This is a genomic window from Pseudidiomarina aquimaris (assembly GCF_003987395.1).
In the GTDB taxonomy this organism is placed as follows: Bacteria; Pseudomonadota; Gammaproteobacteria; order Enterobacterales; family Alteromonadaceae; genus Pseudidiomarina; species Pseudidiomarina aquimaris.
Genome location: NZ_PIPT01000001.1, coordinates 167,373 through 181,451, shown reverse-complemented (window position 1 = coordinate 181,451; position 14,079 = coordinate 167,373). Strand labels below are relative to the sequence as shown.

Annotated in this window: 10 protein-coding genes; 7 read left to right on the top strand and 3 right to left on the bottom strand. The window is 46.9% G+C overall.

From position 1 onward, the window contains the following. Position 1 precedes the first annotated feature (1 nt). Positions 2 to 2,389 (bottom strand): phenylalanine--tRNA ligase subunit beta, encoded by a 2,388-nt coding sequence (gene pheT, locus CWE21_RS00900; protein ID WP_126832273.1) that lies wholly within the window; start codon positions 2,387 to 2,389, stop codon positions 2 to 4. Positions 2,390 to 2,403: 14 nt separating this feature from the next. Continuing rightward, positions 2,404 to 3,384 (bottom strand): phenylalanine--tRNA ligase subunit alpha, encoded by a 981-nt coding sequence (gene pheS / locus CWE21_RS00895; RefSeq protein ID WP_126770080.1) that lies wholly within the window; start codon positions 3,382 to 3,384, stop codon positions 2,404 to 2,406. Between the two features lie 198 nt (positions 3,385 to 3,582). On the opposite strand from pheS, the gene gmtY reads away from it, so the two are divergent. The 7 genes from gmtY (at position 3,583) to CWE21_RS00860 (ending at position 13,204) form a co-directional block, all read left to right on the top strand. Next, the gene (gene gmtY, locus CWE21_RS00890; protein WP_126832271.1) at positions 3,583 to 5,040 is read left to right on the top strand and encodes a gamma-mobile-trio recombinase GmtY; all 1,458 of its coding nucleotides are present in this window, start codon (positions 3,583 to 3,585) and stop codon (positions 5,038 to 5,040) included. Further along, entirely contained in the window at positions 5,040 to 7,697 is a 2,658-nt protein-coding gene (gmtZ, locus tag CWE21_RS00885; protein WP_126832269.1) for a gamma-mobile-trio integrase GmtZ, read from the top strand. The genes gmtY and gmtZ overlap by 1 nt, the downstream gene beginning before the upstream one ends. Then, positions 7,697 to 8,374: a gamma-mobile-trio protein GmtX gene (gene gmtX, locus CWE21_RS00880; RefSeq protein WP_126832267.1), complete on the top strand. Its 678-nt coding sequence runs from the start codon at positions 7,697 to 7,699 to the stop codon at positions 8,372 to 8,374. Before gmtZ ends, gmtX begins: the two co-directional genes overlap by 1 nt. Next, positions 8,374 to 8,811 carry a VPA1267 family protein gene (locus tag CWE21_RS00875; RefSeq protein WP_126832266.1) on the top strand — a complete coding sequence of 146 codons (438 nt, stop codon included), beginning with the start codon at positions 8,374 to 8,376 and terminating at the stop codon, positions 8,809 to 8,811. Before gmtX ends, CWE21_RS00875 begins: the two co-directional genes overlap by 1 nt. Then, on the top strand, positions 8,808 to 10,973 hold the full coding sequence (locus CWE21_RS00870; RefSeq protein ID WP_126832264.1) for an AAA family ATPase: 2,166 nt from the start codon (positions 8,808 to 8,810) through the stop codon (positions 10,971 to 10,973). The genes CWE21_RS00875 and CWE21_RS00870 overlap by 4 nt, the downstream gene beginning before the upstream one ends. Positions 10,974 to 11,467: 494 nt before the next feature. Continuing rightward, entirely contained in the window at positions 11,468 to 11,812 is a 345-nt protein-coding gene (locus CWE21_RS00865; RefSeq protein ID WP_126832262.1) for a VOC family protein, read from the top strand. Between the two features lie 87 nt (positions 11,813 to 11,899). After that, complete coding sequence (locus CWE21_RS00860) at positions 11,900 to 13,204, top strand: glycosyltransferase (RefSeq protein WP_126832261.1); 1,305 nt, start codon at positions 11,900 to 11,902, stop codon at positions 13,202 to 13,204. 511 nt (positions 13,205 to 13,715) lie between these two features. Here the strand turns inward: CWE21_RS00860 and rplT are convergent. Beyond that, positions 13,716 to 14,069, bottom strand: coding sequence for a 50S ribosomal protein L20 (gene rplT / locus CWE21_RS00855; RefSeq protein WP_126832260.1), 354 nt, complete (start codon positions 14,067 to 14,069; stop codon positions 13,716 to 13,718). Positions 14,070 to 14,079: the final 10 nt, after the last annotated feature.

Sequence of the window (14,079 nt, the reverse complement as noted above, 5' to 3'; positions counted from 1 at the left end):
CTTACTCCCTAAGGGTTGCCCCAAATTCGTTGGTCAGCATATCAACCACTGCTTTCACGGCAGTATTGATTTCTTGGTCTTCTAACGTTCGCTCTGGATGCTGGAGGGTTAACGACAAAGCTAAACTACGATAACCGTCAGCAACTCCAGAACCCTCGTAAACGTCAAATAAGTTTAGGCCAACTAAATGATTTACGCCAATACTTTCAATAGCCTTTAGGACTTCTCCGGCAGCTAATTGCGTTGGGACAACAATTGCAAGGTCACGTCGAATTGATGGGTACTTCGATACTGGGCTCGCCTGTGGCAACGCTCGTTGCTGAATTGCTGCTAATTCGAGTTCGAATACATAAGTGCGGCCATTTAAGCCGAGCTTTTTCTCAAACTGCGGATGAACAGCTCCCACATAGCCAACACATTTGCCGTTTTTAAAGATCGCTGCCGATTGCCCTGGATGTAAAGCTGGATGTGAATCTGCGACAAAAGTGTAACTTTCAGCTTCGCCGGTGAGTGCCAACAAGGCTTCAACGTCACCTTTGACATCATAGAAGTCAACCGCACGTTCACCTTCTTGCCAGTGTTCAGCAAAGGCTTTCCCGGCACGGACACCGCCAATCATAGGCTCTTGGCGAACGCCGTTTTCGGCGCTCTCATCGGGTACGAAACGTAAGCCTGTTTCGCAGAATGCTAAGCTCTGTTGCTGACGCTTTTGGTTGTGCGCAACCGCACCTAACAGGCCTGGCCAGAGGCTCACGCGCATGGACGACATTTCCACACTGATTGGGAAAGGCAACGTAAGGGCTGCGGCTTCGTTAAATAACAAAGCTTGATGCTTAGGATCCACAAAACTATAGGTAATTGCTTCCTGATAGCCACGGTCGATGAGCAGACGCTTTAATTTTGTCGTGCTTACCTGCGCTTCTTTGCGCGGCACCATACGTAATTGCGCCGCAGGTGCTGCCGCTTGAATGCGATGATAGCCGTAAATACGCGCAACTTCTTCAATCAAGTCTTCTTCGATACTAATATCGAAGCGGAACGTCGGTACGGTAACCTGCCAGATGCCATCAGTAAAGCTTACGCCAAAACCAAGCCGTTCAAGGATTTCGGTCACTTCGTTAGCATCGAGCGCAATCCCCAAAACTTTGTTTAGGCGCTCTTGGCGCAAGGTCACTTGTTGTGCTTGCGGGATAAAACGATCTTCTTTCGCCTCGACAATAGGGCCAGCTTCACCGCCGCAGATGTCAAGAATCAACTGCGTTGCGCGCTCCATCGCGGTACGCTGTAGCTCAGGATCAACGCCACGTTCGTACCGGTGTGACGCATCGGTGTGTAAACCAAAGCGGCGCGCACGACCGGCGATAGCGTCAGGCGCAAAGAAGGCACTCTCAAGGAAGATTGACGTGCTCTCTTCGGTTACACCGCTGCCTTCACCGCCAAAGATCCCCGCCATAGCAAGCGGCTTTTCTTCATCAGCAATCACTAATACGTCGTCTTGCAGGGTAACTTCGTTGCCGTCTAACAAGGTTAGCTTCTCGTCAGCATTGGCCATGCGAACATGCACCGCACCGCTTAATTTCTCATTGTCGAACGCGTGCATTGGGTGTCCGAGTTCGATTAACACATAGTTGGTAACATCAACCACTGGGTCAATACTACGAATACCACTACGACGCAGGCGCTCAGTTAACCATAACGGTGAAACCGCTTTAACGTTGACGTTGTGAAGGACACGTCCTAAGTAACGAGGACATGCTTCAGGAGCGTCTAGCACTATCGCACGTTCATCCGAGTGCGCAGCCGCGACTGGCGCAATCTCAGGTTCTGTTACCGCCAGTCGATTGAGAACCCCTACTTCACGCGCAATGCCACGCAGACCTAAACAGTCGGCGCGATTCGGCGTTAAATCCACATCGAAAGTTACATCGTTGAGTTCTAAATACTCACGATAATCCATCCCCACAGGAGCGTCCTGTGGCAACTCAATAATTCCGTCGTGATCATCGTTCAAACCTAGCTCTGAGCTCGAACACAACATACCGTGAGACGGCTGACCACGTAACTTCGCTTTCTTGATCTTGAAGTCACCAGGTAGTACCGCGCCGATAGTTGCGACCGCAACCTTTAAGCCAAGGCGACAGTTTGGTGCACCACATACAATCGTTGCTGGCTCGTCTTCACCAATATTGACTTCAGTCACCTGGAGCTTATCAGCATCGGGATGCTGCCAGCATTTTGTAACTTCGCCGACCACAACTTTACTGAACGCTTCTGCGACTGGTGTTACATCATCAACTTCAAGACCCGCCATGCTCAATTGCTCGGCTAGCGCGACTTGATCAAGTGCCGGATTTACCCAACTACGTAACCACTTTTCACTAAATTTCATCACTGCACCCGAACTTAATTAAACTGTTTCAAGAAACGTACGTCATTTTCGAAGAACGCACGTAGGTCGTTAACGCCATAACGCAACATGGTCAGTCGCTCAACGCCCATACCGAAGGCAAAGCCGGTGTATTTTTCGCTATCAATGCCAACCGCTTGCAAGACTTTGGGGTGCACCATGCCGCAGCCCAGTACTTCGAGCCACTGGCCATCTTTGCGACGCACATCCACCTCAGCTGAAGGTTCGGTAAACGGGAAGTAAGATGGGCGGAAGCGCACTTCGAGCGACTCTTCGAAAAAGTTAACCAAAAAGTCTTCCAAGATACCTTTGAGTTGCGTGAAACTTACATCGGTATCGACCATCAAGCCTTCTACCTGATGGAACATTGGCGTATGGGTTTGATCGTAATCGTTGCGGTAAACGCGACCCGGTGAAATGATCCGTAGCGGCGGCTGTTCTTTTTCCATCGTCCGAATCTGCACGCCCGAGGTTTGCGTTCGCAGCATCGTTTTCGGTGTGAAGTAGAAGGTATCATGGTCGGCGCGCGCCGGATGATTCGCTGGAATATTTAACGCGTCAAAGTTGTGGAAGTCATCTTCAACTTCTGGACCTTCTTCTACGCGGAAGCCTAAATCACCAAAGAATTGTTCAATACGTTGAATCGTTTGTGTCACTGGATGAAAACCACCTACCGCAGCACGGCGGCCTGGCAGGGTCACATCAATACGTTCCGCTGCGAGCTTTTCTGCGAGCTGTGCTTGCTTGAGTTCTTCATTACGCGCGTTAATAGCTTGCTGAACTTCTTGTTTCGCTTGGTTGATCGCTTGACCCGCTGCCGGACGCTCTTCCGCCGACAACTTACCTAAGCTTTTTAATTGTTCAGTTAACAATCCTTTTTTGCCCATATACTCAACCCGCACGGCGTCAAGCTCTTGTGGGCTAGTAGCGGCAGCGATGGCGGCTTCGGCCTTCGCAACAATGTCATTTAACTCCATGACCTTCCTCGGTGATGTGTTCTTTAGAAAGCGCTTATAATAGCGAAAAACCATAAAAAAAGGGAGCAATCATTTATATATAGTACCTTGAACTATGTATATTGTGTATTAAGGCAGAGAAATCTGCCTTTTTATTTGACAACAAACACTTTAGCATTTTAGTGTATTGTATGTTTAATGTGTATAAAGGAATGAACCTTGTCATCGGTTAAAGTCAAAGCAACTATCGTAGAAGATAATACTGGCATTAAAAGTCAGCTCCCCATCTTGATCACCGAACAAGGTGAAGTTGGTTCAGTTACCGATTACTTGCTAAAGATGGAAGCTGAGGGTGCTAGTAATGCTTTAATGAATGGTTTTATACAAGCCACTTCTTTGCTCTTGGATTACATGGAAGCCAACAAAGGATTATTTGAAGATCCTAAAATGCTATTCCAAACCTTTGCTAAGCGTCTTTACACAGGCACCATCGGTGAAGATGGTTTAGATCCCTCTGGCTTGTACTGGGTGCCAAGCTCAACTGATAACGTCAATAAACATATTCATCGATTAACGGCATTTACTGATTGGCTGGCTAACAAGCATGGCGCAGAGCCAATGAACCCTTTGCGAGATGCCACACCTCATGAGCAACGCCTTAATTACGCTGCTTGGTATCGAAAAAACCAACATGACTTCCTTGGACATATTGAAGATAAAACCGTTAACAAAACCATCCGTAAAGCTCGCACAATGAAAGGACGCACTCCATTGACGAAAGCCGAAGACGATGCTTTAGCATTCCCAGATAAGCATTGGGAATCATTCTATAAAGATGGTATTGGCGGAGCAAAAGATCCACGAGTTGCGCTGAGAGATAAGCTTATGCTGCTCTTGATGCACGGTGGCGGTTTACGTGAAAGCGAAGCTATTATGCTGTGGGTGACTGATGTATTTGAAGATCCGTATGACCCTGAAAAAGCGATAGTTCGAATTTACAACGAAATCGATGGTAAAGCACCCGAAGGTTGGCGTAGTCGCTCAGGGACAAAAACCAGAGAAGCCTATTTACAAGAAAAATACGCTCGTTTACCACGCAAACGAATGAAAGGCACGGCATACGTTGGCTGGAAAACAAGAGTTGTAGACCATCGAGATAACTACATACAAGTTCAGTGGTTTCCAACGGATTATGGCAAGGTTTTTATGTCACTGTGGAAGAATTACCAAAAATATCGAGCCAGTATTGACTGCCATCACCCCTATGCGTTCATTTCATTCCATCACAGCGCCCTTGGAAACCCATACACTTTGAATGCGTTTCACCAAAGCTATGCGGCGGGATTAAGGCGCATTGGCTTAGAGCCAAACAAATCGGAAGGGTTAGACCCGCACGGTCATCGTCATAGCTATGGCAGACGCTTAGAGCGTTCAGGACTTAACCCGTTGGTGATACGACGATGTATGCACCATAAATCACTGGAGTCTCAAGTTCCCTACACAGGTAAAGGGCAGCAGGAAATCTCCAATGAACTCAACAAGGCCACGCTACAACTGGCAAATCCTGAGTCCAAAGTAAAATCGCTAGATTGGAATGAGTTGGTCGAGCACGGTTTTGACGATATTGACCCGCATGGGTATTTCACAGGCAAGCATCCGAAATTACGAGGTAAATAATGGCAAAAAAAGTCAAGAAACATGACGGGCGCTCATCGGACTTAACGTTTAAATGGATGCTCACCACCCTTGGCCCTGAGTGGGAGCAATGGCAGGAATTAGCCGCTGAGTGGATGGCGACACAGCATGCGGGGGTTGATGACAGGCGTAAAGCGTTGAGCCATTTTTTTGAGTCCTACCTGTTGGAGTACGCTCCCTATGCAACTGATATTGGTCTGTTTTTCAAGGGCTACAATGGCCATATCTGCTCCACTGAAGAGCTAGAAGCTAGCGTGAGAAAAACTATTAACGACCCCGCCAGAGTATCAAAATCTATCAACTACCCCTGTGACTTCATTAATTACGTCATTGAGCATCATCTATCTGAAGGAGATGATAGCGGCAACTTAACACCACTGGTTCGCAATCCGCTGAGCAAAATTAAGACCCAAGGCTCACACACTGAAACCGTGCGCAACCCACTTCCGTATCGTTACATCCAAGACCTGCGCCAAATTCTGTGTCCATTGCCAGATAAAGCGGAACTGACGGTGATTGAGCAAAACCTACCACAAGGCGAGTCGTTACTGCCTAGCTATCACTACCGCCATTTCAAGCATTGGACATGGGCACAAGAGCAGACAGGGCAAGGCAAAAAGAGTGGCGATTGGTTTGAAGTTGAGCCTGACTTGATTGATAAATCCGACCCCGATTGCGTGTGGCGCACTAAAGAAGTGACTAGAGATAAAAAAAGAATCACCCTCCACCAAATCTGGTCACCTGTCAAAGCGATGGTTATATTTATGAAGCTGCATCTGCCACTGCGCACCTATCAAGTGCGTATGTTAGACAGTGGTGAAGCGGATACGTGGCGTTATGAAAGCGGTCATTGGAAGCTCAATGACAAGCATGACTTTGCGCTCGGTAGCGAAAAACGCCCTTTTGGTAAAGGCATCTTTCGCCGTATCCATGACACCATGACAGGCCAGTATTCCACAGGTTTGTATATCAACACCAACAAAACCGCCGACCAGAATAAAGATGAACTTGAGCGGGGCTATATTATTCCTTGGCAAAACGAAGAGGTACTATATTGGCTGGAAAAACTGCGTAACTGGCAGGGAAAGTATAACCCTATAGCGAAACCGACAGATTGCACCGCACTGCTAAGGAAACATATTGGCAAACAGTATTCACAAACCCAGTTAGAGAGCATGGGGGAAATTGCCTTTCTGTTTCGGGATGCGTCAGCGAAAGGGGATGACCGCTCTAAACCAATTATATATACGGCTATGGATACTTTCTGGTATCAACTCTTGCAAACACTGGAAAACCAGCTTGCTGAGCAAGGCAATACGCTTGATAATGGAGAGCGACTTAAACTGGTTGTGGATTACCCAGAAGACACTCCAGAAAAAGCTAAGGTTGCCACAAATTTCCCCCTGCACAGCTTGCGTGTATCGCTGATAACTGCCTACACGATGGATACCCAATTGCCACTACCTGTCATATCCAAACTACTGGCAGGGCACTCACGTATCCTAATGACCATCTACTACAACAAAATCACCCCGTCCGTGATGGCGGAAAAAATGAGTGAAGCCGAGGGGGAGCTTGAGGGTAAAGCCAAGCAGTCAGTGCGCAACTTCCTCAAAGATGCCTCACTAGCGCAAATTCAATGCAATATGGTCTACCACAAAGAAGATAGCATTCAGGCGGCATTAGTTAACCGTAACCCCATCGGCTGGGAGGAGCGTTCAGCTGGCTTATGTTTGGTCGGAGGCAACACCGTAAAATCCGATGAAGTCAGTACGCTGGGCGGGTGCTGGAACGGTGGTGAGTTGACTAAAGATGCAAGTACTGCCGCTAAGCGTATCTATAGCAGCGTGCCGCATGGCCCTGAAAACTGCATTCGTTGCCGTTGGTTTATTACTGAGGCGCGATACCTGCCAGCGCTTAATGCTCAGTTTAATCAACTCAGTTACAAGGCGCACCAAGCGGCTAACCTATCGGTTGAAATCGAAGGTGAGCTAGAAGCACTCAAAGACGAGCAGTTCTTCTGTGAAGAGCAAGGTAAACCCTTCACCAAACACAGTGAGCTACAGACGCTGCAACGCCGCCATGAGAAGCAGCAAGTCGAAGCGGATGAGTACGCAAAAGACTGGATAGCGTGCTTCGAGCTGATCAGCAAAATCATTCGTGTCGAGGAAGCCAGAAATGAGGATGACACCAAAGATAAGCTGATTGCCGTGGGTGCGAAGCAAGATATCAGCTACGCCTTGAAGTTTATCGAAACCGACTCAGAGCTTTTACACCTCTCCTTGCTATGTGACGATGCCGAATTCTTCCCTGACTTGCAGGATGAACTTCGTAAAACGCCCGCTATTGAAAAGCGCTCCCGCCAACTTAGTCGTGCTCTGATAAAGAAAGGCTTTGAGCCTATCTTTATGGAAATGGATGAGAAACAGCAGCTAATCGCTGGTAATGCCATGCTACGCCAAATGGCAAAGATAGCCGACCCTGACGATAAAATGGAAGGCTACCGTAAAGTGGCTAATTACATCGAAGCGGGTGAATACCTTGAAGAAAACAAACTATTTAGTGCAGGTATGAGTGCGCTCACTGGTAAAGCATTGCACCTAGAAAATCTCACCCAACCTGCGCTCTTGGAGGGTTAATGGACATTAATATTGATATCATCTTGGCTGACTTAAAAGACGACAAAGTGCCAAGAACCCAAAAAAACCTAGATAAGCTTAACGACATCCTGAGAGCCTATGTAGAATCGGGGCAGCGTGATTTCTCCATTACACAAATGGGGCGAGTATCAGCAGCAGAGGGTGGCCCAGGTTACGAAGCGTTACGAGCAACCAAAAACAAGCACTACCGCACCTTGATTGAAGCATGGGCAGCAAAGTGCAAAACAACCACCAAAAAGCCGTTATCGTCAACCTCACGCTCTAAGTCTGTTCCACAGGATAATAAACTGCTTGAGCGTATTCCAGACCCTGCGGTACGGGCTTTGTTTGGTCAGATTATTGCCGAGCGCAACCGTTATCGCAAAGAGGTTAATCTGCTAAAACAGCACGCGAATATTACCATTGATAAGCGTCCTGTACGTCAGTTTGATGCAAGCGCAGAGCCGAGTGTTGAAGTCTTGCCTTCACTATCTGGCATCTTGACCGAATCTGAGAAGAACGCCTTAGCCTACGCTATCTCTGACGAATGTATGGAAAAACATAACTGGCAAACCACACAAGCAGGCCAAGTAAAAGACATGGAATACAACACAGAAATATTCCCTAGAGGCTTTGCGACAGGTCTACGCAAGTTGTTAGGTGAGGTAGATGATTAATGGCGAACGGTCAGCAAAGAGCGCAGCAAAACCTCGAAGCATTTGAAGTATGGCAAGCCACTCAAACTGATGATGACTTTAAGCAGATCGCCTTTAAAGGCAAGCTCAACCGTATCGAAGTAGCAAAAGGGGTCGGTTGCGGCAAGTCTGCCCTTAACCAAAATCCAGCGCTTAGAAAAGCGCTCAAGGCATTAGAAGACAAACTGCGTGATAAAGGTATACTCCCGCCACTGACCGAATCTGCAAGGAACAATGCTGACAAACCAAAGCAATACGACAACACGGCTAATCGCAAGCTGCTCGACTCAAAACGAGTATCGACCTTAGAGGCTGAAAACATTGAGCTAAAAGCCAAAGTTAAAGAGCTGGAAGGTAAACTAGAGCGGTTTGGCGAACTGAATGAAACCTTGTCAGAAATGGGGTTCATGCCACGATGAATGTTGCACTCCATCAAGACCAAATGCGTGTCACGAGTATTCCTTACAGCTCTACCAAAATGGTGATATTCAGTGGCGTGCCACTGAAAAAAAACTCATACAAAACTAACAGTGGCAAGTATTTCGTCACCATCAAAGCTGATCCAGAAACCATCCCCGTTAAACCAGCCCTCGGCCAGCACTGGTCGGTTAAAGGCCATCGTTTAATAGAAGAAATGGAAACGGGTGATTACGTGATGCAGCAGCATACCTATGAATCACCAGAGCACATCGAATGCAGCCTGCCAGAAACGGGTGAACAGCTTATTCGCTTTATTGCCAGAGAAAGTGATTTCAAAGGTATCGGTGAAAGTAAAGCTAGAGCACTCTGGGAACTGTTAGGAAAGGATTTTCACCCAACGGTTGGAAAAGACACTCGTGAATCAAGAGAGCGCCTTAGAAGTGTCCTGAGTGAAGATTCTATCAATGCGTTATTTGAAGGTTACGCCAAATATAAAAATCTGGCCTACTGCAACTGGATGACCGAACACAAGATACCAGCAAGTATTCAGCAGCGCTTATTGAAGCATCATGGAGAAGAGTCCATTGAGGCTATTAAACAAAATCCGTATGTCCTTATTGGGTTTGGGATGTCGTTTACGGATGTCGATAAACTGGTTAATTTTGACCAGTTTAAGATCACAGCTTGTGATCACCGCAGACTAAGTGCCGCACTTGAAACCGCGATTCGCAAAGAGATTGAGAAAGGCCACACCTATACAACTCAAGCGTGCTTACGCCCATACCTAACCAAATTGCTCAAAGATAAGGAACTGGTGACGGAAGCGTTTAAAGCAGGTCACAACAAAGCGCAATACATCCTAAACCCCGACACTGGCTCTTATCATCCAACCGCCCAGTTGTTGATGGAAAATGTCGTTGCCAAACGACTTAAAGCACTAGCTAATCAAAACAACCTTTATGACGAAGTTGCAAATTCTGCATATTGCTCTTCGGTTGGTGAATTACCATACGAGCTAACCAAGAAACAGATTGAAGCAGTGACAACGTGTTTGGATAACGCCGTGAGCTGTATTACGGGCGGAGCTGGCACAGGTAAAACGACGGTACTTAGAACCGCACTTCGAGCCTACCATCAAATGGGATTTGAAATACATGCGGTCGCGCTGAGTGGCCGAGCTGCTATGCGCTTGCATGAGTCAATTGGCTTTATCACCTCAACTATCGCTAAGTTATTACGTAGAGAGCCTATTGAGCCAAGTTCAGACCAGCCAAAGCATTTACTGGTAATAGATGAAGCCAGTATGATTGACTTGCCAACCATGTATCGCCTGGTCAACCATATTCACCCATCGGTTCGTATTATCTTTACTGGCGACCCTGACCAGTTACCACCTATAGGTTGCGGCAAGGTTTTGGCTGATATCGTTCTATCTAAAGCCATTGCTAATACTATGCTAGATATCGTTAAGCGTCAGAAAGGCTCAACGGGTATTCCTGAATACTCCAAGCTCATTAATCAAGGTATCGTGCCTGAAAAACTAAGTACGGGGGCTATTCACTTCCACGAAACGGCAAAGAGCGACATTGCTCAAGCCTGTTGTGAGTTGTATCAGCAATCACCTGAAAATAGTCGCGTCATGGCACCGACCAAGGCACTCGTTGCTGAAATTAATAAACTGACCCAAGAGGCTGTTAATCCAAGCGGTAGAAGGCTTGAGTTTGAAATGCACGGTGAGAGATTCTTTCAAAACCTCAGATTGAATGATGCGATTCTATTTACGCAAAACCACTATGATAAAGGCATTCAAAACGGCTCTCTTGGTACGCTTACCAGTATTGACTCATCAGGTGAAAGTTATGGTGAAGTAACGCTGGATACGGGCGATAAAGTTAAGGTCACACAATCCGTGCTCGATTGCATGGAGTTGGGTTATGCAATAACTCTTCACAAAGCCCAAGGTTCTCAATTTCCAAGAGTAATCGTTGCACTTCAAGCGGGACGCATTGTTGACAGGGCTTGGTTATATACAGCAATCACAAGGGCCGAGGCTGAAATTCATCTTGTTGGCACAGAGGATGATTTCAAGAAAATTATAGAGACGATGAGCAACTCGCATAAACGCAATAGCTACTTGAGTGAACTACTACACCAAAATTAGCAAAGCTGCAAAACATCACCCAAATTTATCACCACGAACAATCGCGGCTTACAACCCGTTGCACTTTCATGTAACCACCAGCTTCAGCAGTCATACAATTAATTGATCGTCAGCTATGAGCGAACAGCGGACCTTCTGACTTTCAGCCTACTCCAACTAGTGACTAGCCGTTCCGTTATTCGTCAGTGTGGGTGTCGCTAGCGGTGCACGGCACATTCACGTCGGCAATATTGCGCGTTTTGTTGTTGTGTTGTGTATTTAAGTCGTTTACTGTCAGTGACATAACAAAAAATGAAGGTTGGATATTGTGCGCTAGGTAGAGTGTAACTGAGCATTCTCAAATAGCCTTTGCTAACTCGGGACTTTTCAAGTCAGGAATGCCTGCTTGATCAGTAAGTTAAGAACCGAAAACTATCAATTGGACGAGTTTCTATATGCGCACGCACAATATACAAATGTTAGCCGCTTGAGTTACCCATGTTCAGGAGAAAACAATGGATGTTGTCGATATAAAAGTTTTTGTTCCGAGTAAAGACTATGAAATTTCAAAAGCTTTCTATTCAGAGATCGGATTTGAATCAGAGTTCGTTTCTGAGGACTTAACCCTTTTTCAAAACGGAGATTGTCTTTTCTTCTTGCAGCACTTTTTCAACGAAGACTTGGCTAATAATTTTATGCTTCAGGTTTGCGTTTCAGATATCGATACAGCATACAGCCTTTGCTCTCAATCAAAGCACAAAACAAAAATCACTCCAGTTCAGAGTGAGTCGTGGGGTAAGGTATTTTATTTGTGGGGGCCAGTTGGTGAACTACTACACATTACGGAGTTGGGCGGCTAACAATGCGCATCACTCGCTCCCGTTGGTCGCTGGGACGCCAACCCGCTGCGCGGCTCGTCGCCCGTGTGCTTTGCGTTAGGCTAAAACATGAACATACTTATACTGACCTACGGAACCCGAGGCGATGTGCAGCCATATATCGCATTGGGGCAAGGCTTAAAGCGAGCTGGTCACTGTATCACATTAGCCACGAGCTCACGATTTAGAAAGATTATCGAGCATGCTGGGCTGCACTATGCATTCATGAACGACGGCATGCTAACTTTATTGGATGCCCCAGAAGACCAAGGCGCATTGGAAGACACAAACAACATATTTCAAGTTGTGAAGCGCACGCTAGGCTTACTCAAGAAAATAGGCCCAATACAGCGTGCCCTCGTGGACGAGAGTTGGCTCGCAGCACAGCAGTCCAAACCAGATATTATTGTGTTTCACCCCAAGGCCTTTACCGCCCCCGACATTTCCGAAAAGCTCGGTGTTCCAGTTCTGATGGCGCTTGTCGTGCCAGGGTTAGTGCCTACTGCTGAATATCCAAACATGATGTTGCCGCGGCTGAGGTTGGGTGGATGGTATAACAAATTCTCCTACAGCTTTGTGAATCGGCTGATTGGGTTGTCAGTGGCTAAGTACGCTCGAGCTTGGCGCAAGGCTCATCATCTGCCGAAAGCAAAGCGCTTTAGCCTCTTACATACCGCCGATGGCACACCCATTCCTGTTATTCATGGCTTTAGCAGTTTGGTCGTACCACGACCTGATGATTGGCCCCAAACTGCTAGTATCTGTGGTTACTGGCATACTGAAGATGACGACCATTATGAACCCTCACCAGAGCTTTCAGCCTTTTTGAACACAGGTCCACCGCCGGTGTATGTTGGTTTCGGCTCAATGATAGGACGTGACCCTGAACGGCTAACAGATATCGTCATTGAAGCACTTCAAAGAGCAGGCGTGCGGGGGATTCTGGCAACAGGCTGGGGCGGTATGGAAATTAAGGCATTGCCGGAGAGTATTATTGCAGTTGACCAAGTACCTCATTCGTGGCTATTCCCTCGTGTGTGCGGGCTTGTGCATCACGGAGGCGCAGGAACTACGGCTGCTGCCTTACAGGCGGGTAAAGCGTCTATTGTTATTCCGTTCTTTGGCGATCAGCCCTTTTGGGGAAATCGCTTACACTCGTTGAATGCCGGAGCCGCCCCTATCCCATTGAAAAAGCTGACGGTGGAAAGACTTGCGGCAGGCATTAAAGAGATAACCACAAATCAAACTATAATCGAACATGCCGCAGCGCTGGGAGCGAGTTTGCGAGAAGAACACGGCGTGGAGAAAGCTGTTGCAATAATTGAAAGCCTTGTATGCAAGCCTAACCAAGCATTGCAGCGGACAAGCCGCTGAATGCGGCGTTAACGTCTGCTAATGGCACAAAGCCGAGATCCGACGAAGTGGTACTTTCCGTGAAAGTTGTGGTGCGATTAATTTGCAACACGTGGTAAGGAGCGGTTGCAATGTGGTGGTAAATTAAGTGCAATTAATCAAGAAGGTGAATCAATGAGTGAACAACTGAACTGTCAAAGCCGCATGGATGCGGCGACAACTCTGTACTTGCCGCAAACAACTATCCCCGTCCTGCTAAACCAATGACGTAAACTCCTATCTCTCCCGACTTGTTGGAACAAGTCGCACTCACAAGGTGCAATTAAACACTGAACAAAAATTCATGGATGAATGGTTACCGCCGAAGGACTCGGCGCAAATAAAAAACGTACATACCATTATACACAGTATGTACGTTTGAAATAAAAGCCGCTGACCTTATATGTAAAGCCCTGTCACTCACTCACATGCGAATAGACACTGTTTTTACTATATACTCCTCGTAGCTCCCTTTTTCAACTTTATTCATGGCTTACAGAGAGCTTTTAGCTTTCTCTACTAGCGCAGCAAAACCACTTTGGTCATGTACTGCGATGTCAGCCAGAATTTTACGATCGATTTCAACAGATGCTTTTTTCAAACCGTTGATAAAGCGGCTGTATGACAAACCGTTTTGACGTGCTGCAGCGTTGATACGCACAATCCACAATTGGCGGAATTGACGTTTCTTGTTGCGGCGGTCACGGTATGCATATTGACCTGCTTTGATAACTGCTTGCTTCGCTACGCGATAAACGCGTGAACGAGCACCATAATAACCTTTCGCCTGCTTCAGGACTTTCTTGTGACGCGCACGCGCGATCACACCACGTTTTACTCGTGCCATTTGCTATCTC

What these genes read in the sequence shown, in the direction of transcription:
- pheT (WP_126832273.1), bottom strand. Translation starts at nt 2,389, where the DNA reads ATGAAATTTAGTGAAAAGTGGTTACGTAGTTGGGTAAATCCGGCACTT.
- pheS (WP_126770080.1), bottom strand. Translation starts at nt 3,384, where the DNA reads ATGGAGTTAAATGACATTGTTGCGAAGGCCGAAGCCGCCATCGCTGCC.
- gmtZ (WP_126832269.1), top strand. Translation starts at nt 5,040, where the DNA reads ATGGCAAAAAAAGTCAAGAAACATGACGGGCGCTCATCGGACTTAACG.
- gmtX (WP_126832267.1), top strand. Translation starts at nt 7,697, where the DNA reads ATGGACATTAATATTGATATCATCTTGGCTGACTTAAAAGACGACAAA.
- CWE21_RS00875 (WP_126832266.1), top strand. Translation starts at nt 8,374, where the DNA reads ATGGCGAACGGTCAGCAAAGAGCGCAGCAAAACCTCGAAGCATTTGAA.
- CWE21_RS00870 (WP_126832264.1), top strand. Translation starts at nt 8,808, where the DNA reads ATGAATGTTGCACTCCATCAAGACCAAATGCGTGTCACGAGTATTCCT.
- CWE21_RS00865 (WP_126832262.1), top strand. Translation starts at nt 11,468, where the DNA reads ATGGATGTTGTCGATATAAAAGTTTTTGTTCCGAGTAAAGACTATGAA.
- CWE21_RS00860 (WP_126832261.1), top strand. Translation starts at nt 11,900, where the DNA reads ATGAACATACTTATACTGACCTACGGAACCCGAGGCGATGTGCAGCCA.
- rplT (WP_126832260.1), bottom strand. Translation starts at nt 14,069, where the DNA reads ATGGCACGAGTAAAACGTGGTGTGATCGCGCGTGCGCGTCACAAGAAA.